Genomic DNA, 22,534 nt, shown 5'->3' on the forward strand with positions numbered 1-22,534 from the left:
TAATAAAGTGAAATCCTTATTACTTCAACTACACTTTTATTGAATCATGCTAAAAAAGCCGACATCAAAGAAATGGCAAATGTCTTTAAAGTATTTACGGTACTATGAGTAAAAGAATCCAGCGAGTCGATCCAACATGCGCGTGGAATGAGTTTAACTGTTTGAAGAAACTCAATCTTCAACTTATGAAAGTGAACCACCTAATTAAATAAGTAACCTACGGTTAAGAATTATTTATCGCCGTATAAGAAAAGTAGAGATGAAATTGAGCTACAGCTTTTCGGAATAAAAACAATCCAAATTTAAAATTTGGCTACTTGCAATGAACGCCCAAACCTTGGTGTTAGAAACAACTTGCACTATTTTCGATATCCCATGTTGACCCACAGTTATTTTTCCGATGTCCAATTAATAATCAAATTGAGCGGTTCTTTATCCATTTCGTAAAGTGACGAGCCAACTTTGCCATTTCTATCGGTTAAATAATGATTTAGACCATCAAACACTCTTATATCAATATTAGGATTTTTAAAAGATTTTACTAAATCGACTTCTTGCGCGTGATTAATAATTTTATCTTCTGTTCCCGTAAGGTATAAAGCCTTTAAAGAAAGATTCTTGAGCGTATCTTCTAAATTAGTTCTTGCCATTTCTATTAAAAAAGTGTCATCCAATAATAAAATATATCTTTTTTAAATTCTTTTTCTTTAATGTACTTTTTTACTTCTTTTTTAGTAGCATTAGGTTCACTTTTACTTATTATATCTATGTATCCTTCTAGGAATGACGTGATTTCTATTTTGGTTTTTCCCTTGCGCATTACTTCTGGAAGGCTATTTTCATAATTCATCTTGAATTGATTGACCAGAAACGCTCCGTTTTTGGCGATAGGAGTTTCAATCAAAACGATGAAATCTATATCATCATTAATAGCATTAAGAGTTGCAATTCCTCCAATGCTGTGTCCGATTATTCCAATTTTTTTATCTAAGTACGTTTGTTGTATTTTTTTTAATGCAAATCCCAAATCATTTGACAGGTCTCTAACTAATTCTGAATATTCCCCTTTTGATTTACCAACTCCGCGTTCATCGAAACGGTAGACAGCTATTCCGTGTTTAAGTAACTCTTCCGCTAAAACAAAATGTGTGTGTCGAGAATCACGACCACTTCCAGCAACAATCAAAATTATTGTATCAAACTTGGTTTTAGGTGTTATTAAAGTTCCTGATAGTTTTATATTTTCATCTTCGTTTTGAAAATCAATTTCGCTAAAAATATAGTTTTCCCGATTACCTATTTCTTTCTCGTAATCATAGATATTTTGAGAATTAGCGATTATCGAAAGAGTCAGAAAAATTATCGTAAACGTTCTTTTCATACCTATGGATAACTCTATTTACTAGACAAAGCCGATTATATTTCCCGTATCGCCAACTAAATATCTAATCTATAGGATTTGTTACTGTTTCAACTTCCAAGTTATTAAAAAACAAACCCGTCCAACCTCCATTTAGTTTTAGTATTTCACCTGTGTTCATTTCCTTAAACGTAGCTAAAAAACTAGCTTTATTTTCTCGGAGGAATACAGTATAGTTTGAAGTCAATTTTGAGTTAGGCTGAAGATTAGTAGAGTTTTTTACTGTCGTTGAAAATGGAAAGGATGACTTTTCATTAGTTAAAGGAACTTTGATGCCTCCAATTAAGTTTGAATATCCTTCAGATAAGAAACTAATTTCCTCTGGAATGGATACTTTAATTTCTTCATAATTGATTACTGAAAATGCTTCTGAATCTTCAAACTTAAATATTGAAAAACCTTTCAGGTCTTTAAGAGGCTCAATCACTATTTCCATCACCGTATCTGAATTATTTTCAAAACTAAATTCAGGTATCTGTTCTTCTATTATTCTTTGACCGTCCGTTTCTGTTAACCTCCATTGTATATCAACCAATTCGTATGATTTCAAATCTTGATTGTTGTCAATGATAGCATCGTCATCACTACAAGATGTAAAAGTTAAAAACATCAGTAGTCCAGTAATTATCTTTGTAATTTTCAACATATTAATTTTTTAAGTTGTGTTTAACTTGCTCATGAAAGGTATAATTAAATAGGTGCAGAAATTATTAGCTAGGTACTCAGAGACTGTGCAAAATGCTTTAACCGCTATGTTAAGCTCTTGAGTACATTATTTTAATACATCTCAAGTTTACTTGACGCTATTATTTTACTTATTCCTGGCTTTCAATTAATTTTATTTTTTTATCATCCCAATTGATAACAGTGCGATAGTTTTTGAAAAAATCCAAACCGAATAAATGCTCTAGATACTTTTCGGAATATACTTTTTCCTCTCCTAAAGCAGAATTTCCAAATTCAATTTCATTGATTATTCCTTTATAGGATTGCCTTGACAAATCTTCTGCGCCATAAATTCCAATTACACCATTGGTTATCGATTTTTTGAATTCCGTTATTTTCCCATCTTCTATTTGTTTTTCAAATTCAGAAAACGGTATCACTATGCCACCATTAAATCCTAAATCCACAGTAAAGTTCCAAACTCTTTCATTATTTATTTTACATGCTATCGAGGGTATACCCGCATAACCAACAAATAATTTATTCTCAATTGTTTGTTTTGGTAAGTTCAATTTCAACTCATCGTCAGTTATAGTAATTTGACCTTTTTTGAAATCAATATCCCAAATGGCGTGTTGCATCAAATTAGAACCAATGAATCCAGAGATATTCATAGAAGACCAAGTTGGAACAGAGTTAAAGTCAAGGATAGCTCCAATAGTTTCAACAAATTCTATTCCTCCAATCTGGATTGTGTCTATTCTGCAATATTCTTTTAGTTGAGATTTGTTGTAAACATCGTATATGTTTTCTCTACCAATAATCTCTAAATTTAAACTTTCAGCGAATTTTTTGGATATTACATTTGATGATCCGGTATCTAAAATAAAATCGTAATCTTCATCCTTTATTTTTGCTTGTACAATTATAAATCCATTTTTTATCTCGAATGGAAAAGTTTCTTTGAAGTTTTCTTGTACTGTTTTTCCTTGTTTGAGATATTTCTCTGCTTTGTTAACGGCGCAGCTATTAATTAAAATGATAATTGCAAAACAAATAAACACTCTTACTATTTTCATTTTATCGCTTTTATAAATATCGCTTTTTACGTCTTTTCACAACATAATTTGGTATGGGATTTCGTAGCTTAAAAATCCGATAAATTTACAAACCCAAGAAAATGCTTTAGATTGCCACTCAACTTTTTAGCAGAAATTCTGAGACAACAGATAATATGTGTCGTTATGAGTTTACCTTTTGATACTTAAAAAACCAAAAAGTTTATTCCGTTAATATAATTTTACTGTTTTCAGATTTTTATATCCCAGCAAACTAGCAAAAATCTTTAATTGATATTATTAAAAAGTAAGAAGTTGCAGCTCTGTTCAATTGAACAAAGAATGAATATATTATCAATTTCATTTTGCTTTTCAACAAATTACATGTTGTTGAGAGTGTGGTTTTTGATCCATTTTGCGTTGCGTTACTTTGAATTGCCAGATTTTTCCGCTTTTTGTTTAATTAGCAGAAAAACATAGCTAATATTATTTCAAGTTGAATGCAAAACAAATTGACTAATAAAATTTTTTTAGCTAAATACTTCACTCTAAGCAAACAACCCAGTCATCTCTGCATCGATCCTGTTGATGATATCTCCTAGATCCTCAGGGTTATTGACAAAGTCGATGTTATCCACATCAATAATCAACAGATTCCCTTTGTCGTAACCATGGATCCATGCTTCATAGCGCTCGTTCAAGCGGCTTAAATAATCAATAGAGATAGAATTCTCATAATCGCGGCCACGTTTGTGGATCTGGTTCACAAGGTTTGGGATAGAACTGCGCAAATAGATCAACAAGTCTGGAGCTGCCACTAATTTTTCCATGAGGTTGAACAACCTGCTGTAGTTGTCAAAGTCACGCTGGGACAACAATCCCATAGCATGCAGGTTAGGCGCAAAAATGCTCGCATCTTCATAAATCGTACGATCCTGGATGATCTTCTTTCCACTCTCACGTATTTCCAACACCTGGCTAAAACGGCTGTTCAAGAAATACACCTGCAGGTTAAAGGACCAGCGCTCCATATCCTGATAAAAATCTTCCAGATAGGGATTTTCAAGAACGTCCTCAAATTGCGGTGTCCATTTATAGTGTTTGGCAAGTAGTTTTGTGAGTGTAGTCTTTCCTGCTCCTATGTTTCCTGCGACGGCGATGTGCATGTTTAGTTCTTCTTCTGGTTAGTCGTAAAAACGCTCAGGCGAGCGCGGCTGTAAAGATAGAGTTTTCCGTTCTTTAGGTAAAGTGATTTTGGCGGCTCTTGTGGTTCAATGTTCAGGTCGTTTTCCATAGGAGTGAACTTATAATCTGCGGTGAATTTAAAAATCTTGAAGGCATCGTCTTGTTGCACCACCAGCTGTTCAAAATCATAATCGGCAAGATGGATGTTGTCAAGTTTCAGTTCGCTGGTCTTGCTCGCATAATTGTTATAGCTGGCGACTCCTTTATCGCTTACTAGATGACAGTAGTTATAATCGGTCAACATTTGCGTGACCTGGTTTTGTATAACTGGCGAACTCACCACTAGTTTGTCATTGATATAGTCGTACAATTCCAATCGCTGCTGATCCAGGTTGTAAAGCCACAAACGACGCTCACCAGCGAGACCGGCAAAATCAAAATACCGATAAGGTTGCAATTGATTGAGTTCCACACGCTGGGTTTCATTGAGCCGATTATCCAGCAATACGATGGTTTGTGTGTCCTTATAAAATAGTAAAATCTTAAGCGGATTGATCAAATCCACACTGGTCAGGTCGCCCAACTGCACATCATAAAACTGTTGTTTTGGGACACTGGCACGGCCATCGATGGGTGATTTATAGAACACGTTGTCTTTGCCGTAGTACAGGTTTTCAAAATCATCGACACCATAGAACGCATCTGCCTGCAGGGAATATGCTGTAGTACTGGTAGATGGTATGGATTGCGCTTTCGCGAAAGCGAAAAAAAATAAACTTCCCAACAATGTGAAAACCAACTTCATATAATAGGTATCTTTGCCGCCGGTAAAGCGATGCCTTAAAAATACGACTTCCAAAAGTCGCGAGAGTCACAGTGCCTGTAAATAAGTTGTGTAAAATTATTTGCTAGGGCTTGTCAATCAAATTTTTAATAGTACATTTGCGGCCCGATTTTAGTTAGTAAAATCGCCTAAGAAATTAAAACTATTTCACAGTGAATACTTTAAGTTACAAAACCGTATCAGCTAACAGCGCTACCGTAAACAAGGAATGGGTACTGATAGATGCTGCTGATCAACCATTGGGACGCATGGCTTCCATCGCCGCAAAGTTCTTGAGAGGTAAATATAAGACCAATTATACACCGCACGTTGACTGTGGTGATAACGTGATCATTATAAATGCTGCTGGAGTACAATTAAGCGGTAACAAATGGAACGATAAGAGTTACATACGCCACACGGGTTACCCAGGTGGACAGCGTAGCCTTACCGCAAAGGAGCTTTATGATAAGGATCCCGCAAGAGTAGTAGAAAATGCCGTAAAAGGTATGTTGCCTAAAAACAAGTTAGGAGCTGCTATCTATCGCAACCTTAAAGTATATGCTGGTGCCGAGCATGAGCAAGGTGCACAACAACCTAGAACAATCAATCTTAACGAGGTAAAGTAAACCTATGGAGACAGTACACAAAATAGGTAGAAGAAAAACTGCCGTAGCAAGAGTCTACCTTACAGAAGGTAAAGGCGCTGTAACGATCAACAACAAGCCATTAGATCAATATTTCACAACTGGAATGCTTCAATACAAAGTGAAGCAGCCGTTTATGTTGACTGACGATGTGGATGGTTATGATGTTCGTGTAAACGTTTTCGGCGGTGGAATCACTGGACAGGCAGAAGCTGTACGTCTAGCGATCTCAAGAGCCCTTGTAGAAATCGATGCAGACAAGAAAACATTATTGAAAGCTGAAGGTCTTATGACTCGTGACCCAAGAATGGTAGAGCGTAAGAAATTTGGTCAAAAGAAAGCGAGAAAGAAATTCCAATTCTCCAAGCGTTAATACAACACAATCTTTATCGTCCCGCAACTGCGGGACGATACTTTTGTTCTTTATTTATTATTTTAATTTGCTGTCAACTCGATTGCCGTCGAGTGCTAGTTTAGCATCTAAATGGGTCAGGCGATTTCCTTATGGAATGACCACTAATCCATTGCTATCTGACAGAACGTAAACTATTTAAGAAATGGCAAATACTATTGAGGTCAAGGATCTACTTGACGCAGGTGTACACTTTGGACACCTAACCCGCAAATGGGATCCCAACATGGCACCATATATCTATATGGAACGCAACGGGATTCACATCATCAACCTTTACAAAACCAGTGCAAAACTGGATGAAGCTAACGCTGCATTGCGCAAGATCGCTGCATCTGGTCGCAAAATCCTTTTTGTAGCTACTAAGAAGCAAGCCAAGGACATCGTTGCAGAACATGCAAAAGATGCTGGCATGCCTTACATCACAGAAAGATGGCCTGGTGGAATGTTGACCAACTTTGTAACTATCCGTAAGGCAGTTAAGAAGATGGCTACTGTTGACCGTATGAAAAAAGATGGTCGCTATGAGACTCTTTCTAAGAAAGAGCGTCTTCAAGTAGACCGTATGCGTGCAAAATTAGAGAAGAACTTAGGTTCCATCTCTGACATGTCCCGCATGCCAGCAGCTCTATTTATCGTTGATACCGTACGTGAGCACATCGCTGTTGCAGAAGCCTTGAATCTAGGTATTCCAATTTTTGCAATGGTAGATACCAATGCAAATCCACGTGATATCGATTATGTGATCCCATCTAATGATGATGCATCCAGATCTATTGAAATCATCATCAAATCTGTTACTGATGCTGTAAAAGCTGGATTGGAAGATCGTAAGAACGAAAAAGGTGATGACGATCAACCAAAAAAGAAAGAAGGTAAAGCAGACAAAAAGGACGCTCCTAAAAAAGCGGCCAAGAAAGCTGTAGCATCTGAAGAAGAAGAATAAATAACTCTGTAAATACAGAATTAAAAAAACGTACAAAATGGCAAAAATAACCGCCGCTGAAGTAGGTAAACTAAGAAACACTACCGGTGCTGGTATGATGGACTGTAAAAAGGCCCTTGTAGAAGCAGATGGTGATTTTGATAAAGCAATTGATATCCTTAGAAAAAAAGGACAAAAAGTTGCTGCAAAGAGAGCAGACCGCGATTCATCTGAAGGTGTGGTTGTAGCAAAAATCAACGACGACAATACAAGAGGTATCTTACTTTCCTTGAATTGTGAGACTGACTTTGTTGCAAAAAATGACTCTTACGTAGAGCTTGCTGATAAAATCGCAGAAATCGCTTTGGACAAAAACTCTAAAGAAGAAGTTCTTGCAGCAGACTTTGATGGGATGACCGTTGAAGAAAAGTTGATCGAGCAAACTGGTGTCATAGGTGAAAAACTAGAAATAGGAGGCTTTGAAGTTTTTGAAGCACCTTATGTTGGAGCTTATGTTCACGGTGGCAAGATTGGTGCATTAACCGGTCTTTCTACAGAGAGCGAAAACAAGGAAGAAGTTGCAAAATCTGTAAGCATGCAGGTAGCTTCCATGGGAGCAACTACATTGTCTTATAAAGATTTTGATCCAGAATTCGTAAAGTCTGAAACTGAAGCTCGCATCGCTGCGATCGAAAAGGACAATATTGAAAGAGGTCGTCTAGGTAAGAACTTGATCAATGTACCATTGTTCATCTCTAGATCTCAATTGACTGACGCTGCTATCGCAGATGCCAAAGCTAATTTTGAGCAAGAATTGAAAGCAGAAGGAAAACCAGAAGCGATCTGGGACAAAATTATTCCAGGTAAAATTGAGCGATTCATTTCTGACAACGTTACTCTTGATAAGGAGTTGGCACTTTTGGACCAGAATTTTATCATGGATGACAAGAAAACAGTTGCAGAATATGTTGATTCTAAAAATGCAGATGTAGTAGGCTTCAAGAGAGTTTCTCTAGCTTAAGTCATACATTCATAAATATTAAAATCCCGTTCCTTTTGTTAGGAACGGGATTTTTTTGTAGCCGCTTTCAAGTTAAATTAACATCTATCATTTCAAGCCGTCCTATCTTGCGGTATGATGTATAGACTATTCTTTTTTATAGCCTTAGTTGCCAGCTGTGAGTCTGATGAAAAGACCGCACAGGCTATCATTGAACCTGTTTTCAAAATAGATCAAATTGCAACACTTGATTCCAGTATTACAGAATCTTCAGGGATTGTGGCCATTGATGATTTGCTATATACACACAGCGACATTAGAGGCAAGGCAGAATTGATCCAGATCCTCAAGGACGGCTCTATAAGTAGTACAACAACCTATCAAAATATAGACATACGCGACTGGGAAGACATCACCATCGATGAAGAATTTCTGTACATAGGTGACATAGGCAATAATCTAGGCAATAAAACCGACCTCAAGATTTTTAAGATCAAAAGGGCAGACTTGAACAACACCAATCCAACCGTAGAAACCATCACCTTTTCCTTTGCAGATCAAACCAACTTTGACAATACAGAATTGAACCAAACCAGCTATGATCTAGAAGCACTGGTTGCCATCGACAACGATTTGTATATACTCACTAAAGATTGGCTCAACTTAAACAGCAATATCTACAAGTTAAACAAGGAACCAGGAACCTATGCCCTACAGCCGCTGGCAACATTGAACGTAGGCGGCCTGGTAACCGGTGCGACCAGCAGTCCAGAAGGTGACATAATTATTACAGGTTACAGCCCAACCCTTTCACCCTTTGTGGGACGCGTCAACATTCAAGGCGAGACTCCGGTTTTGGAACGCAAAATCAATCTGACCAGCATGCTTGCTAATGCTTCTCAAATTGAAGGCATCACCTATTTTGGAATGATCGATAACGTCGCGACCTATTACTTGACCAGTGAGCAGTTCACGAGATCCTTTGCCGGCAACCAGATCGTACTACCAGCGCATCTTTATGAATTGAAGTGGAATGAATAAAATAAGTTCGCTTTCGCGAAAGCGAAATACCTATAAATCGTAGTAACTATATGAAAATCCCGAATTTTCTCAAACATATGGTAACGATGGGATACACGAATTTGAAAATGATTTTTCTAGTTGTAATCCTTCTCTTTATTTATTCTTGCAGCACCATCGATAAGGCTGTTCCATCATCAGCGTCCACGACCATTTTATCATCGTTTGAAGTCGTGTCCAATCTGAATTTAGAAATCACCGAAACCTCAGGTTTGGAGACTTATAACGGTCATCTTTTAACCCATAACGATAGTGACGCAAAACCCGTCATCTACTTTCTAGATACTAATGGAATTATTAAGTCTCAAATCGAGTATCGGGAAATGACAAACATCGACTGGGAAGACATCGCCATAAGTGACACAGATTTGTACATCGCTGATATTGGTAATAATTACGGTGACCGTAAGGATTTGAAAATCTATAAAATCCCCATCTCAGAAATTCAAAATCCAGCCGTACAGCCAGAAATCTTGGCTCTTGAATATGATGGACAGCAAAGCTTTACACGCCAGAACCAAAGACATTCTTTTGATGGTGAGGCGATTGTTTATGCGAAAGATCGGCTGCTGCTGTTTTCTAAGGATTGGATCAATTTCAATACAGATGTGTATGCAATCGAGCCCATAAAAGAAAAACAGAACGTTACCAGCCTTCAAAATCTTGATGTGAATGGATTGGTGACAGGTGCGACGTTTAATGGATCCAATCGCGTCGTTCTTTGTGGTTATAATAGTAGCTTGAATCCCTTTATTGCCATTTTGAAACTGGAAAACGGCACCTTGCAAATTGTGCAGCGTATAACATTACCGGTGAAAAATGGAGCGCAAATAGAAGCGATCACCTATTTTGAGACGATAGGCAATGACGAAGTTTATTACTTGAGCAGCGAGGCCGTCAACTTGAAACTGGGTGAAGACGAGGCCAAAACCAATGGCCAACTTTATAAAATGACGCTCAAAATTGAATAAGTCTAGTTTGAATTGATTCTGTACGATTAAATTATATTTGCAGCGCACACAACACATCCTATGAAATACAAACGCATATTACTCAAGCTATCTGGAGAAGCCCTTATGGGAAATCGTCAATACGGTATCGACCCAGAACGCCTCGCAGACTATGCCCATGAAATTAAGGAAGTAGTAGATCAAGGTGTAGAAGTAGCAATCGTGATAGGCGGCGGTAACATCTTTAGAGGTGTCGCAGGAGCCAGTAATGGTATGGATCGCGTTCAAGGTGATCACATGGGAATGCTGGCGACCGTCATCAATGGTCTGGCATTACAAAGTGCCTGTGAGGACGCTGGCATACCTACCAGATTGCAAACCGCCATTCAAATCAATGAGGTCGCAGAACCTTTTATTAGAAGAAAAGCAATGCGTCACTTAGAAAAAGGTCGTGTGGTGATCTTTGGTGGTGGAACTGGAAACCCTTATTTCACAACAGATAGTGCCGCAGTTTTAAGAGCTATTGAAATAGAAGCAGATGTGATTCTAAAAGGTACCAGAGTTGACGGTATCTATACAGCAGATCCTGAAAAGGACAGTTCTGCAACTAAGTTTGATTTCATCTCTTTTGATGATGTGCTTACTAAAGGTCTTAAAGTGATGGATACCACAGCCTTTACCTTGAGTCAGGAAAATGAGTTGCCCATCATCGTTTTTGATATGAACACACCAGGGAATCTGGTTAAATTGATCAAAGGAGAATCCATAGGAACTAAAGTACAGATGTAAAAATGGCAAAGCTTTTGCCGCAGGTTTTATAAAAAGAATAACATGAACGAAGAAGTAGATTTTGTTTTGGATAGCGCCAAAGAGGACATGGATAAAGCTATCGCTCACTTAGAGAAATCATTATTGAATATACGCGCCGGTAAAGCCAGCCCAGCCATGCTAGGTGGTGTAATGGTAGATTACTATGGTAGCCAGACGCCACTTTCCAGAGTAGCTAACGTGAACACTCCTGATGCTCGCACGATAAGTGTCCAGCCTTGGGAAAAAGGATTGATTCCAGAAATCGAAAAAGGAATCATGATTGCCAATCTAGGTTTGAACCCTATGAATAATGGCGAGAGCGTGATCATCAATGTTCCTGTATTGACAGAGGAGCGACGCGTACAGCTCGCAAAACAAGCAAAAGCTGAAAGCGAAGAAGCAAAAATAGGCGTGCGTAACGACCGCAAGGTGGCTATGAATGAATTAAAGAAGCTGGACATCTCTGAAGATCTTTTGAAGAATGCAGAAGACGATGTTCAAAAATTGACCGATAAATACATTGCCAAGATCGATGAGATGTTCGTGGTAAAAGAAAAAGAGATCATGACCGTATGATTTTTTAATATTCATCAAGTAAAAGCTGGCTGTCGCCAGCTTTTTTTTGGTCATGCCACATCACAATATCTTCCTATAATAAGCCGCTGATCCTAAGCGTTTAATTAGCTTTGATCACATTTGTAAATTTCCCTATGAAGTTCTGTTTTTTGTTTTTCAGTCTACTGGTGAGCTGTTTTTGTATGGGTCAACAAGATCTCGCTTCAAGTTCTGAAATTGGGTTTATCAACGACATCATTAAGGCAAAGGCGAGAAACAATCCACAGTTACGCTTTTCTGAGTTTCAATATGAGAGCTATGAGAATCTAAAGATCACTGGTGACCCAGAGGCCATCACTGGTCCAGGATACAAGAAAACCGAACTGCGCAAAACCATCAAGCAGACTAAGGTTTTCTATGCAGAAAAGACATCCAGCTACATCTACTCTCAAAAATACGGCCTTAAAGAACAGATCACCGCTGCAGATATGCCCGGTTTTGCAGAGCCTGTCTACCCTATTTACAACATCAACTTTCAATCGTCCAGTGCTTACCAGTCACCATATATCATCTTTGACAACAAGTACATCAACCCTATAAGTGCAAAAGGCCTAAATAATTATCTATATGCCATAGGCAACGATTCCACCATCCACAATCGCCCAGTGATAAAACTTAGTTTTATTCCAGCAAACGAGCGTAACAAAACAACACTGGAAGGCCATCTTTACATTGATAAAGAAACTCTTGCAATTGCAAAAGCGGTTTACAGTATTTCCAACGATCTTAACGTACAGGCCATTCACAATTTTGAATATCAGGAAGATCTGGACTTGTGGTTCAATACAGAGCGTTTTCTATCAATCAAGAAGGAAAAGGATAAAAAGGAACTGGAATTATTCGGTGCGAGACTAGAAGTTGGGATAGAAAAAACCGACAAGGCCAAAGCGAAAAATGAAGACCTCTATGTATTCATCAAAGCCATCAATTACAACTTCACCAACCAATTGAACCAAGATTACGGTCGCCGAGGTCTTACCAAAGAAGTACTCGATGAAGCTATCGATAAGTCACCAGAATATTGGGAACCCTACAGAGATAGAGCCAATAATACAGATGACGAGTTTGCCTCTTACAAAAACATCGATAGCGTCGTGGTGGCGACAAACATTACCAAAAAACTGGAAACCCTAGATAAGTTCAAAATAGGCTACTATCCCGTTGGATTCTTTGACATTGATCTCAAATACCTCATTAAGTACAACAATTACGAGGCCTTTAGATTAGGAATAGGTGGAACGACTAACGAAAAGTTATCAGAGCATTACCGCCTAGGTGGCTATGTTGCCTATGGTACAAAGGATCAGACGTTCAAGTACAATCTCAACGCCGGTTATAGAATCAATAAGGAAAAAAATACCTGGCTTAACGTTTATCGCACAGATGACATTACAGAGTTTGCTGCAGAATCCTTCCTGACAGATGCTAGAGTTTATTCGCTCTTTGAACCGCGATTGGTCAACATACCTACTTTTTACTTGTATCGCGAGTATGGTTTATCCCTACAGCAACGATTGTTACCATCAGTGATTAGTGAAGTTTCGCTTTCGCGAAAGCGAATAGATCAAACCACAGCCTACATTTTTCAGCCTGATGATGTACCCTTTGATCGCTATGCATTAACAGAGCTGAAAGTTGGGGCGCGATGGAGTCCGTACAGTGAATTCATGCGAACACCCAATGGCTATGAAGAAAGCGTCAAAGGTTTCCCGGTATTAAGTGCACAACTCACTAAAGGATTTAAGGACGTGCTGGAATCTGATTTTAATTATGTAAAGGTGTCAGCAAAAGCTTCTTACACTAGGCTGCATTCCAACAATTCCAGTACAGAATTTTCAGTGGAAGGTCACTATGCCAGTGGCGAGGCTCCTTTAACGCATTTATTTCACGCCTATCCTAACGCACCTAATAAAGATGCTCTTTTCCAGCGATTTTCAGTAGCGGGTCGCCGCAGTTTTGAGACCATGTATTTCAATGAGTTTTTCTCTGATAAAATCGCGATAGGACAAGTCAAGCATGAGTTTGCGGCGTTTAAGATCGCTCCTTACCTACAGCCAGAACTGGTGTTGATTACCAGATATGCCATAGGCCAATTAAATGATCAACAACAACATCTCAATATTGAGTTCGACACTTTGGAGAAAGGTTATCTGGAAAGTGGATTTGAACTTAACAAGCTCTTATTTGGTTTTGGTCTAAGTGCCGCCTACAGGTATGGCGCCTATCACCTACCAGAATTTGAAGATAATCTTTCCATCAAATTCACCTTTTACCTAGAGCTCTAAGCCTAGTGGTAAACCTTATAATTCTGCCAGTCGTACTACACTAGCATTGCTTTAAGCAGTACCTTTGCATACTGCTTTTATCTATGCATAAGTTATTAAGTTTTGGTTTTTGGAATTATGTCGCAAGACTGATCCTGCGCAATAGAATCCTTATTCTAGTGGTTCTAGGAATTGCCACCATTGCATTATCCACGCAATGGAAAAACCTGCGATTCACTCATACTGAAGCCAACTTATTACCCGACGATCATCCTGTAAATGTGGAGTACAATCGATTTTTGGCACAATTTGGTGAAGAAGGCAATCTCATCATCTTGGGTGTGGAAAATTCCCAACTGAATAGCTTTGATAAATTCAACGCTTGGAACCAGTTAGCAGATAGTATCGCTACATTTCCTGAAGTAGATCTCGTACTTTCCACCGCAAATCTTCCAGAGCTCGTAAAATCTGAAGATGGATCCACCTTTGAGATACAACCCTTTGTCGATCGCAGGATCACCTCTAATAAGGAGCTAGACACCATCAAGAAAAAGCTTTACAGTGAGCTACCCTTTTATAAAAATCTGATTTATTCTGAAAAGGATAGTGTCATAAGGACAGCGATTTACCTTAAAAAGGAAATCGTCAACACGCAGGCACGCAAGGATTTTGTGCTGGACAACCTACAACCGCTTATAGACGCACAAAATCTGGATATTAAGGTTTCTGGTATGCCGTACATTAGGACGCTTAATGCAAAAAACATCGTTGATGAGATTGGCATTTTCCTTCTGGCGGCATTGCTGATTACATCGGGTATTTTCTTCTTTTTCTTTAGGTCCTGGCGAGCCACATTTATATCCATCATTACCGTAGTCATAGGTGTGATGTGGGCATTCGGGATACTTGGATTGCTGCAATACGAGATCACCGTCCTGACGGCTTTGATACCACCGTTGATCATCGTGATTGGAATTCCCAACTGCATTTTCCTGATCAATAAATACCAGCAAGAGATCAAAAAACACGGGAACCAAGCAAAATCTCTACAACGCGTAATTACCAAAATTGGTAACGCCACGCTAATGACTAATATCACTACGGCCAGCGGTTTTGCCACCTTCATCTTTACAGAAAGTACACTGCTTAAGGAATTTGGTGTCGTGGCCTCGATCTGTATTATTTCCATATTCCTTATTAGCTTGATGGTGATTCCCATCATCTACAGTTATTTACCATTACCTAAGGAACGCCACTTAGAACATCTAAGAAAAAGGTGGATAGGTGCCTTTGTAGACTGGATGGAAAACATGGTGCGCAATCATAGAATCGCCATTTACATTTCCAGTGTGGCCGTGTTGATTGCCAGTTTTATAGGAATGTATCAGATTAGAATATCTGGTAGCTTGATTGAAGACATGCCTAAAGGCGCACAATTTTATAAGGACATCAAATTCTTTGAAGAAAGTTTTGACGGCATCATGCCAGTGGAAATATTAGTGGACACTAGATCCAAAGAAGGTGTTACCAAATCCAAGAACCTTAAAAAACTTGAACGTCTCGAGGAACATATCATAGAAACTCCAGAACTTTCCAGACCATTGTCCGTAGTAAGTCTCGTTAAGTATTCCAAACAGGCATTCTATGGTGGTGATCCAGAATTCTATGATTTACCTACCAGCAATGAACGTATGTTTATGGCGCCATTGATGCAAAGCAGCGGCACGGACATCGGTCTTATGTCGAGTTATGTGGACAGTACAGGCCAAATCGCTAGGGTGACCACGTTTATGAAAGACATGGGCACCGACCGTATGGAACGTGTGGAAGAAAACCTGATTGCACAGGTGAACACCATTTTCCCAGCAGAAAGCTACGATACGCTAATTACCGGTAAGGCGCTGGTTTTTCAAAAAGGAACCAATTACCTGATCAACAACCTGATCATTTCTCTTTCTCTTGCGATTATTTTGATCGCTGTATTTATGGCATTCATGTTTCGTTCGTATAAGATGATTTTGGTATCGCTCATTCCCAACCTATTGCCGTTATTGATAACCGCAGGTTTGATGGGCTTTATAGGCGTTCCCATAAAGCCATCGACGATTCTGGTTTTCTCTATCGCGTTCGGGATTTCTGTGGATGATACCATTCACTTTCTGGCCAAATACCGTCAGGAACTCATTGCCAATGACTGGAAAATCAAGAAATCGGTTTACGGTGCCTTGCGGGAAACTGGCGTGAGCATGTTTTACACGTCCATCGTCTTGTTCTTTGGGTTTAGCACGTTTACAATATCTAGTTTTGGTGGTACGGTAGCTTTGGGTGCTTTGGTCAGTGCCACGCTCCTATTTGCGATGCTGGCAAACCTTCTGCTTCTGCCCAGTATGCTGCTTTCCTTTGAGCGCCAGTTCAGTAATAAGGAAACCATCAAAAAGCCGGCATTTCCCATCATTGCCAAGGATGGTGATGAAGAAGAATAGCCGCTGAGTGAGTTCGCTTTCCTGCCTGACCGGCAGGCAGGCGCGAAAGCGAATACATCATCCACCTCATTACTCTTTTACAGGATCCCATCGCAGGATTTATAGCTTTCTACGTTGATTATAGCTTTCATAAAATTTATATTTGTCGGCACGAGAAAAATCAACCATGAAGAGAATAGACGCGCTACTTAAATCAGATCCATCATTGCACGAGATAACCGTTAAAGGTTGGGTGCGCAGTTTTAGAAACGACCGTTTCATCGCCTTAAATGATGGCTCCTGTCTGGCAAATCTACAATGTGTGATCGAGCCAGATGATTTTGATCGCGAACTGTTGGATCAAATAAATATTGCCGCAGCGGTAGCTGTGACAGGAACGCTGGTAGAAAGTGCCGGTAGCGGCCAGAAAGTAGAGTTGCAGACCACAGCAGTCAAAATCCTGGCACCTGCAGACCCAGAGGATGTCAAGAAAACCGTGCTGTCGCCTAAGCGTCACAATCTGGAGACCTTAAGAGAACAAGCCCACTTGAGAGTGCGTACCAACACCTTTGGTGCCGTGATGCGCGTGCGTGCAGCGTTGTCTTTTGCCGTTCACAGATACTTTCAGGAAAAGGGTTTTTATCAAGCCCACACACCTATCCTAACCGGTAGTGATGCCGAAGGTGCTGGCGAAATGTTTAGAGTAACGACGCTCGATCCCAAAAACACGCCACTGACTGAAGATGGCAAGGTGGATTACAAACAAGATTTTTTTGGCAAGGAATCCAACCTGACCGTTTCTGGACAGCTGGAAGCCGAAACCTATGCGATAGGATTGGGACAGGTATATACTTTTGGGCCAACCTTTAGAGCAGAAAACTCCAATACTTCACGCCACCTGGCAGAATTCTGGATGATTGAGCCAGAGGTCGCCTTCAATGACTTGCAGGACAACATGGATCTTGCCGAGGATTTTATCAAGGACGTCATAGAATACGCCATGAAAAATTGCGCTGAGGACATTGAGTTCCTGGAAAACCGTCTGTCGCAAGAAGAAAAATCAAAACCAGAAGCAGATCGCAGCCCGATGCCATTGCGTGAAAAACTGGAATTTGTCCTTAAAAACAATTTCAAGAGAGTTTCCTATACTGAGGCCATCGAGATCTTAAAAAGCTCTAAGCCCAACAAGAAAAAGAAGTTCCAATACCTAATTGAAGAATGGGGCGCAGACCTACAGTCTGAGCATGAGCGTTTTCTTGTAGAAAAGCATTTTAAGTGTCCGGTGATTTTATTTGACTATCCTGCCAAAATCAAAGCATTCTACATGCGATTAAATGAGAAGGATAAAGATGGACGCGAGACTGTAAGAGCTATGGATATTCTATTCCCAGGAATAGGAGAAATCGTAGGTGGCTCCCAGCGTGAGGAACGTTATGATGTCTTAAAGAAGAAAATGGAAACCATGGGCATTCCAGAAGAGGAATTGTGGTGGTATCTGGAGATGCGCAAATTTGGTAGTGTGACACACAGTGGTTTTGGACTAGGTTTTGAACGATTGGTGTTATTCGTGACTGGAATGACAAATATCAGGGACGTGATTCCTTATCCGCGTACGCCTGGCAATGCTGCTTTTTAATAACGAGAAACGAATAGAAATAATAGCCTGTCAGTGACAGGCTATTTTTATGTTGAGCAATTCCATACCTTAACATTTATAGTTTCAATGGGATTTATAAAACTGGGTTTCTTTATTTTTACTAGTCAAGTACATCTATCATGCTTAAACAGTCCTTAAATTTTAAGCTTTCGCAAAAGCTATCGCCGCAGCAGATCCAACTCATGAAGTTGATCCAGCTGCCCACGCAGGCTTTTGAACAACGTGTCAAATCAGAGCTGGAAGAGAATCCTGCGTTAGATAATGGCAAGGAAAAAAGCGAAGATGAGTATGATGAATTTTCCAACGAGAATGAATACGATGATGCTCCAGAGCCAGACATCAATGTGGATGATTATTTGAGTGACGATGAGATTCCAGAATACCGCACGAGAGCTAACAACTACAGCTCTGATGATGAGGAGACCAGCATACCTTACGCTTCAGGAAAGTCCTTTACACAGTCTTTAAAAGATCAGCTCAATACAAGAAGATTGAGTGAAGAAGATCAAGGCATTGCAGAGTTTCTCGTGGGAAGCATTGACAATAGCGGATATATAAGACGCAGCCTCGAGGATATTACAGATGATCTTGCCTTTACCATGAATATTTATACTACGGTAGAAAAGGTGGAGAAAGTGCTCAAGATTGTTCACCAGTTAGATCCTGCCGGTGTTGGTGCTAGAGATTTACAAGAATGTCTGGTGATTCAGCTTTCGCGAAAGCGTAACAACCCAGCTACCGAACTTGCTCTTAAAATCGTTAAAGATTCCTTTGATGCTTTTAGCAAGAAACACTACAAAAAACTGATCGCGAAATATCATATCACAGAAGATGATCTGCGCGACGTGATTGAAGAAATAAGTCATTTGAACCCTAAGCCTGGTAGTTCCTACGCTGGTGGTTCCACTCGTATTGTAGAACAAGTCGTACCAGATTTTACCATAAGAATTAAAGATGGTGAGCTGGAACTGACCCTTAATGGTCGCAACACTCCAGAATTGCATGTGAGCCGCGATTATTCCAATATGTTGAAAGGTTATAAAGAAGCAAAGGAAAAGACCAAGTCGCAAAAAGATGCGGTCATGTTTATCAAGCAGAAACTTGATGGCGCAAAATGGTTTATAGAGGCTATTAAGCAACGTCAAGAAACCTTGTTTATGACCATGTCCTCCATCATGAATTATCAAAAGGAGTATTTCATGACCGGTGATGAGCGTAATTTGCGACCCATGATTCTCAAGGATATTGCAGACGAGATTCAAATGGACGTTTCTACCGTTTCTAGGGTTGCAAACAGCAAATATGTGGACACACCTTACGGAACAAAATTGATTAAGGAATTCTTCTCCGAGTCCATGACTAACACAGATGGAGAAGAAGTCTCCACTCGTGAGATCAAGAAAATACTGGAAACGGTCATTGGTGATGAGAGTAAAAGAAAACCTCTAACCGATCAACGTCTCGCCGAAATACTCAAGGAAAAGGGATATCCCATTGCCCGTAGGACCGTTGCCAAGTATCGAGAGCAGCTCGATATTCCCGTAGCGCGTTTACGCAAAGAAATTTAATCTACAATGAAATGGTTCTTGAGGGTCTGGAGTTTTATTTCAAGTCCATTGTTAGTGCCACTGGCAATCTCCATTTGGTTCTTGAGTTATGCAGGTAGTTTTTCAGATCCTGTTATAAAGCTTAAGCTTTACATCATCGCCTTATTTACTGTTGGCATACCATTACTTTTATATGCCGTATTATACTCCTTAAAATTAGCAGATAGCATTCATCTATCTTCTACAAAGGAGCGTTTGATCCCATTACTGATATATGGAATATTAATTATTACCATTGTAAAATTAGCTTTCGACGATGGTATGTTCATGCCTCTTTACTTCTTTTTTATTGGCATCTTGATGTCCACCATTATCGCGCTTATTTTGGCACTATTCCAGTTTAAGATCAGTTTGCACATGATGGGAATGGCTGGAGCGTTGGCATTTGTAATTCTATTGGGATTCTATCTTAAAGTAGATTTGATCTATTATGTGATAGGCCTCGCAATTGCTACAGGATTGACAGCAACCTCAAGACTATCCATGAAAGCACACACTCCAGCAGAATTGATTTTTGGTACCGTGATGGGTATTGCGGTTCAGGTGGTGGTAGCCGCATATTATGTTTAAAGGAAATAAAACTCGATACCAAATTTGATGATCTGCAGTCCTACATCGTCTCCATCAACAGTGACTGCATTTTTATCAAACATATCATTGAGGCTATAATTGACAAAGGCATTGAAACTTCCATTACCTATAGCCAGAGTTGCATGGTATCTCAATCTATTAAGTTCTGGAACATCAGTCTGACGAATTAACACATCGCCATCTTTAAAAGTAGATCTAAAAAAGTACATGTAACCTACTTTAAAACCAGGATAGATACGCCAAAAATTAAATGTCGTAGGAGTGGATGTACGCCACCTAAATTGAATGGGAACTTCTACCAAATTAGTACTGAACCTATTGGCATCAGAGTTGTCCTGAATGTTTTCAATCGTCCTGAACACGGTTCGCTCGTTGATGGTCTCACAAATAACCAAGTTGGAGTTATAGGTGTTAGAAGATAAACCCAACCCAACTCCAAGAGCAACATTACGTCGTTGATTGATGGGCATATCTCTAATAAAACCCAAGTGCAACCCACCAGAAAAACCATTTTGGGAAAAACTAGACGGGTCATTCACCACCAGATTGAACGATAGTCCTAAATAGAATTGATCTTCTCGATACAAACTATCTACCACTTCTGGAATCGCATTCTCATCGCTAGGAAGATCTGCTGGCTGCGCCCACGATAGGCTGATGAAAAGAAACGAGAATGTAAACAGTAGTGACTTCATTACTTAAATATAGACTAACTCGCAGTTACTTTAAACAAAAAAACCATCCTGAAAATCAGGATGGTTTTTTAATAATTGAATCACTATTTATTTCTTAAGGTTACGCATAGGATCACCATTCTTTGCGGTGTAGTTAATTTTTAACGCCATAGCCTCACGCAATTCCTGTTTCACATCGGTAAGTACTCCAACTTTAGAGCCACTATCTACCTTAAGAGAAACCATCATTTCATCCTGAATATCTTCAGGCATATCGTTACGCTTTGTATTTACATACGTTTGAACCTCTTCAACTGTAGAAATCTTGTCTCCTAATTGAATTACGTCAGTAACACCATAGGTTTTTTGGTATTGTGCACTAGGCTTTCCTATGTAGATGTATATCAGTTTATTCTTGCTCTCTAGTTTTTCAACCTGATTAGCATTAGGCAACTTATTCTCAATCTTCAACTCATCTTCTCTCATCACGGTTGCTACCATGAAAAAGAACAAAAGCATGAAAACGATATCTGGAAGCGATGCTGTAGAGATCGCAGGTAAGTCACCACTTTTTTGTTTTTTAAATTTTGACATAATTTATGATTCTTGTGGTTCAGCTTCAGACAACTTCAATGGAAAAAGATCACGGATCAAGTTGACTTGCTCTTCTAACTTTTCGTATTCTGGAGTTTCCTTTTCGGTTTCAGGCCATTCCTTGTAACGTAGATACATATCCTCATAAGATTCGTTGTATCTCTTGTTAGACTCTCTATTACGTAAGATTGTGTAAGCACGAACCAATTCGTTATATACAGTCACGTACGTGTTATACGTTGCTTGACGGTCATTTACCAAAGAAATTACAGCCTTATCTGGATTGTCTGAACTTTCAGGATCACGCTCACCTTCACAATAAGCACATCCAGCAGGTCCTTCACCACCACCGTTATCCAAAAACTTTACTGCAGCAGCAGTTAAATCTTTGATCTCCATGTCCTCATTTTCAACCAAAAGACGATTGTCTTGGTTAACTAGAACTTGGAAGATATTCTTCTGCTTGATCTTAGGTGGAGTAACCTCATCCGGCACAGGTGGCGGTAGTTTACTCTGAATACCACTATCTACTTCAATGGTTGTAGTAACCAGGAAGAATATCAATAGAAGAAATGCGATATCTGCCATAGATCCAGCATTAACTTCGGGTGCAGATCTTTTAGCCATAATTTATTTTTTTACAAGTTTAGTTGCTCCAGCCCACAAGATCGATCCTATCGCTAGGATACCGATAATATAGAATGTCCAGAGCGCAGCGCCGATCCATTGTGAATCGCCAACGGTAAGTGCTTCACCGTCATCAAGCATCACTTGTTTTCCTGTTGCTGGATCTAGTGTGCTATTATCAGCAAATACGAAATACGCCAATAAAATGATAACAAGCATTATGCCAACTGATACGGCAGCACTCTTAAGAGCACCAGGTTTTGTAAATAAATTGATGACTACAAATGCTGCAACCAAGACCAAAATAATGAGCATCACCAAATAAGCAATGTACATCATAGGGACTACGGTCATACCTTGAACGCCGTCTTCGTCCATCTGGATGGGATCGTCACCTACACTAAGCGCGTATATAAAGAATACGGCTGCGATAAGGCACAACGCCATTGATAAATATTTTAATACTT

General features: G+C 39.4%; 23 protein-coding genes. 13 read left to right on the forward strand and 10 right to left on the reverse strand.

The genetic code is table 11. The features are described 5' to 3' along the window. Positions 1-389 precede the first annotated feature (389 nt). The 6 genes from BST86_RS10400 to BST86_RS10425 form a co-directional block, all read right to left on the reverse strand. On the reverse strand, positions 390-674 hold the full coding sequence (locus tag BST86_RS10400; protein WP_105983191.1) for a hypothetical protein: 285 nt from the start codon (positions 672-674) through the stop codon (positions 390-392). Further along, positions 656-1,381 (reverse strand): alpha/beta hydrolase, encoded by a 726-nt coding sequence (locus BST86_RS10405; protein ID WP_105983192.1) that lies wholly within the window; start codon positions 1,379-1,381, stop codon positions 656-658. The genes BST86_RS10400 and BST86_RS10405 overlap by 19 nt, the downstream gene beginning before the upstream one ends. A 64-nt stretch (positions 1,382-1,445) precedes the next feature. After that, the gene (locus BST86_RS10410; protein ID WP_105983193.1) at positions 1,446-2,066 is read right to left on the reverse strand and encodes a hypothetical protein; all 621 of its coding nucleotides are present in this window, start codon (positions 2,064-2,066) and stop codon (positions 1,446-1,448) included. Positions 2,067-2,235: 169 nt separating this feature from the next. Next, positions 2,236-3,165 (reverse strand): retropepsin-like aspartic protease, encoded by a 930-nt coding sequence (locus BST86_RS10415; protein WP_105983194.1) that lies wholly within the window; start codon positions 3,163-3,165, stop codon positions 2,236-2,238. A 527-nt stretch (positions 3,166-3,692) separates the two neighbouring features. Next, a complete protein-coding gene (locus tag BST86_RS10420; RefSeq protein WP_055411160.1) occupies positions 3,693-4,310 on the reverse strand; it encodes a deoxynucleoside kinase in 618 nt (205 codons plus the stop codon). Positions 4,311-4,312: 2 nt separating this feature from the next. Further along, entirely contained in the window at positions 4,313-5,134 is an 822-nt protein-coding gene (locus tag BST86_RS10425; protein ID WP_105984009.1) for a hypothetical protein, read from the reverse strand. Between the two features lie 191 nt (positions 5,135-5,325). On the opposite strand from BST86_RS10425, the gene rplM reads away from it, so the two are divergent. The 13 genes from rplM to BST86_RS10490 all read left to right on the forward strand — a co-directional run bounded on the left by rplM (position 5,326) and on the right by BST86_RS10490 (position 20,151). Next, entirely contained in the window at positions 5,326-5,781 is a 456-nt protein-coding gene (gene rplM, locus BST86_RS10430) for a 50S ribosomal protein L13 (RefSeq protein ID WP_105983195.1), read from the forward strand. 4 nt (positions 5,782-5,785) lie between these two features. Continuing rightward, complete coding sequence (gene rpsI, locus BST86_RS10435) at positions 5,786-6,172, forward strand: 30S ribosomal protein S9 (RefSeq protein ID WP_055411163.1); 387 nt, start codon at positions 5,786-5,788, stop codon at positions 6,170-6,172. 184 nt (positions 6,173-6,356) lie between these two features. Then, positions 6,357-7,157 carry a 30S ribosomal protein S2 gene (gene rpsB, locus BST86_RS10440; RefSeq protein ID WP_105983196.1) on the forward strand — a complete coding sequence of 267 codons (801 nt, stop codon included), beginning with the start codon at positions 6,357-6,359 and terminating at the stop codon, positions 7,155-7,157. A gap of 37 nt (positions 7,158-7,194) precedes the next feature. Next, a complete protein-coding gene (gene tsf / locus BST86_RS10445) occupies positions 7,195-8,157 on the forward strand; it encodes a translation elongation factor Ts (protein WP_055411165.1) in 963 nt (320 codons plus the stop codon). Between the two features lie 114 nt (positions 8,158-8,271). After that, the gene (locus BST86_RS10450; RefSeq protein WP_146126755.1) at positions 8,272-9,177 is read left to right on the forward strand and encodes a hypothetical protein; all 906 of its coding nucleotides are present in this window, start codon (positions 8,272-8,274) and stop codon (positions 9,175-9,177) included. A gap of 86 nt (positions 9,178-9,263) precedes the next feature. Continuing rightward, positions 9,264-10,187 (forward strand): hypothetical protein, encoded by a 924-nt coding sequence (locus BST86_RS10455; protein WP_146126756.1) that lies wholly within the window; start codon positions 9,264-9,266, stop codon positions 10,185-10,187. A gap of 60 nt (positions 10,188-10,247) precedes the next feature. After that, positions 10,248-10,955 (forward strand): UMP kinase, encoded by a 708-nt coding sequence (gene pyrH, locus BST86_RS10460; protein ID WP_105983199.1) that lies wholly within the window; start codon positions 10,248-10,250, stop codon positions 10,953-10,955. A 42-nt stretch (positions 10,956-10,997) separates the two neighbouring features. Next, the gene (gene frr, locus BST86_RS10465) at positions 10,998-11,552 is read left to right on the forward strand and encodes a ribosome recycling factor (protein ID WP_055411169.1); all 555 of its coding nucleotides are present in this window, start codon (positions 10,998-11,000) and stop codon (positions 11,550-11,552) included. 134 nt (positions 11,553-11,686) lie between these two features. After that, positions 11,687-13,876, forward strand: coding sequence for a DUF5686 family protein (locus BST86_RS10470; protein WP_172443346.1), 2,190 nt, complete (start codon positions 11,687-11,689; stop codon positions 13,874-13,876). Positions 13,877-13,959: 83 nt separating this feature from the next. Beyond that, entirely contained in the window at positions 13,960-16,338 is a 2,379-nt protein-coding gene (locus BST86_RS10475) for an efflux RND transporter permease subunit (protein WP_105983201.1), read from the forward strand. A 166-nt stretch (positions 16,339-16,504) separates the two neighbouring features. Further along, entirely contained in the window at positions 16,505-17,953 is a 1,449-nt protein-coding gene (gene asnS, locus BST86_RS10480) for an asparagine--tRNA ligase (RefSeq protein ID WP_105983202.1), read from the forward strand. Between the two features lie 140 nt (positions 17,954-18,093). Continuing rightward, positions 18,094-19,542, forward strand: a complete 1,449-nt coding sequence (gene rpoN / locus BST86_RS10485; protein ID WP_105983203.1) for an RNA polymerase factor sigma-54 — start codon at positions 18,094-18,096, stop codon at positions 19,540-19,542. A gap of 6 nt (positions 19,543-19,548) precedes the next feature. Further along, positions 19,549-20,151 (forward strand): hypothetical protein, encoded by a 603-nt coding sequence (locus BST86_RS10490; RefSeq protein ID WP_105983204.1) that lies wholly within the window; start codon positions 19,549-19,551, stop codon positions 20,149-20,151. Here the strand turns inward: BST86_RS10490 and BST86_RS10495 are convergent. The 4 genes from BST86_RS10495 to BST86_RS10510 all read right to left on the reverse strand — a co-directional run bounded on the left by BST86_RS10495 (position 20,148) and on the right by BST86_RS10510 (position 22,514). Beyond that, a complete protein-coding gene (locus tag BST86_RS10495) occupies positions 20,148-20,867 on the reverse strand; it encodes a porin family protein (RefSeq protein WP_105983205.1) in 720 nt (239 codons plus the stop codon). The genes BST86_RS10490 and BST86_RS10495 overlap by 4 nt on opposite strands. Positions 20,868-20,954: 87 nt before the next feature. After that, positions 20,955-21,440: an ExbD/TolR family protein gene (locus tag BST86_RS10500; protein WP_105983206.1), complete on the reverse strand. Its 486-nt coding sequence runs from the start codon at positions 21,438-21,440 to the stop codon at positions 20,955-20,957. A 3-nt stretch (positions 21,441-21,443) separates the two neighbouring features. Beyond that, positions 21,444-22,067 (reverse strand): ExbD/TolR family protein, encoded by a 624-nt coding sequence (locus tag BST86_RS10505; RefSeq protein WP_105983207.1) that lies wholly within the window; start codon positions 22,065-22,067, stop codon positions 21,444-21,446. 3 nt (positions 22,068-22,070) lie between these two features. Next, the gene (locus BST86_RS10510) at positions 22,071-22,514 is read right to left on the reverse strand and encodes a hypothetical protein (RefSeq protein ID WP_105983208.1); all 444 of its coding nucleotides are present in this window, start codon (positions 22,512-22,514) and stop codon (positions 22,071-22,073) included. Positions 22,515-22,534 lie beyond the last annotated feature (20 nt).

The sequence above is a fragment of the Nonlabens agnitus genome (assembly GCF_002994045.1).
GTDB lineage: Bacteria > Bacteroidota > Bacteroidia > Flavobacteriales > Flavobacteriaceae > Nonlabens > Nonlabens agnitus.

Excerpts from the sequence above, each read along its gene's own strand:
- BST86_RS10405 (WP_105983192.1), bottom strand. The coding sequence starts at position 1,381 with ATGAAAAGAACGTTTACGATAATTTTTCTGACTCTTTCGATAATCGCT.
- BST86_RS10410 (WP_105983193.1), bottom strand. The coding sequence starts at position 2,066 with ATGTTGAAAATTACAAAGATAATTACTGGACTACTGATGTTTTTAACT.
- BST86_RS10415 (WP_105983194.1), bottom strand. The coding sequence starts at position 3,165 with ATGAAAATAGTAAGAGTGTTTATTTGTTTTGCAATTATCATTTTAATT.
- BST86_RS10420 (WP_055411160.1), bottom strand. The coding sequence starts at position 4,310 with ATGCACATCGCCGTCGCAGGAAACATAGGAGCAGGAAAGACTACACTC.
- BST86_RS10425 (WP_105984009.1), bottom strand. The coding sequence starts at position 5,134 with ATGAAGTTGGTTTTCACATTGTTGGGAAGTTTATTTTTTTTCGCTTTC.
- rpsI (WP_055411163.1), top strand. The coding sequence starts at position 5,786 with ATGGAGACAGTACACAAAATAGGTAGAAGAAAAACTGCCGTAGCAAGA.
- rpsB (WP_105983196.1), top strand. The coding sequence starts at position 6,357 with ATGGCAAATACTATTGAGGTCAAGGATCTACTTGACGCAGGTGTACAC.
- tsf (WP_055411165.1), top strand. The coding sequence starts at position 7,195 with ATGGCAAAAATAACCGCCGCTGAAGTAGGTAAACTAAGAAACACTACC.
- BST86_RS10450 (WP_146126755.1), top strand. The coding sequence starts at position 8,272 with ATGATGTATAGACTATTCTTTTTTATAGCCTTAGTTGCCAGCTGTGAG.
- BST86_RS10455 (WP_146126756.1), top strand. The coding sequence starts at position 9,264 with ATGGGATACACGAATTTGAAAATGATTTTTCTAGTTGTAATCCTTCTC.
- pyrH (WP_105983199.1), top strand. The coding sequence starts at position 10,248 with ATGAAATACAAACGCATATTACTCAAGCTATCTGGAGAAGCCCTTATG.
- frr (WP_055411169.1), top strand. The coding sequence starts at position 10,998 with ATGAACGAAGAAGTAGATTTTGTTTTGGATAGCGCCAAAGAGGACATG.
- BST86_RS10470 (WP_172443346.1), top strand. The coding sequence starts at position 11,687 with ATGAAGTTCTGTTTTTTGTTTTTCAGTCTACTGGTGAGCTGTTTTTGT.
- BST86_RS10475 (WP_105983201.1), top strand. The coding sequence starts at position 13,960 with ATGCATAAGTTATTAAGTTTTGGTTTTTGGAATTATGTCGCAAGACTG.
- asnS (WP_105983202.1), top strand. The coding sequence starts at position 16,505 with ATGAAGAGAATAGACGCGCTACTTAAATCAGATCCATCATTGCACGAG.
- rpoN (WP_105983203.1), top strand. The coding sequence starts at position 18,094 with ATGCTTAAACAGTCCTTAAATTTTAAGCTTTCGCAAAAGCTATCGCCG.
- BST86_RS10490 (WP_105983204.1), top strand. The coding sequence starts at position 19,549 with ATGAAATGGTTCTTGAGGGTCTGGAGTTTTATTTCAAGTCCATTGTTA.
- BST86_RS10495 (WP_105983205.1), bottom strand. The coding sequence starts at position 20,867 with ATGAAGTCACTACTGTTTACATTCTCGTTTCTTTTCATCAGCCTATCG.
- BST86_RS10500 (WP_105983206.1), bottom strand. The coding sequence starts at position 21,440 with ATGTCAAAATTTAAAAAACAAAAAAGTGGTGACTTACCTGCGATCTCT.
- BST86_RS10505 (WP_105983207.1), bottom strand. The coding sequence starts at position 22,067 with ATGGCTAAAAGATCTGCACCCGAAGTTAATGCTGGATCTATGGCAGAT.
- BST86_RS10510 (WP_105983208.1), bottom strand. The coding sequence starts at position 22,514 with ATGGCGTTGTGCCTTATCGCAGCCGTATTCTTTATATACGCGCTTAGT.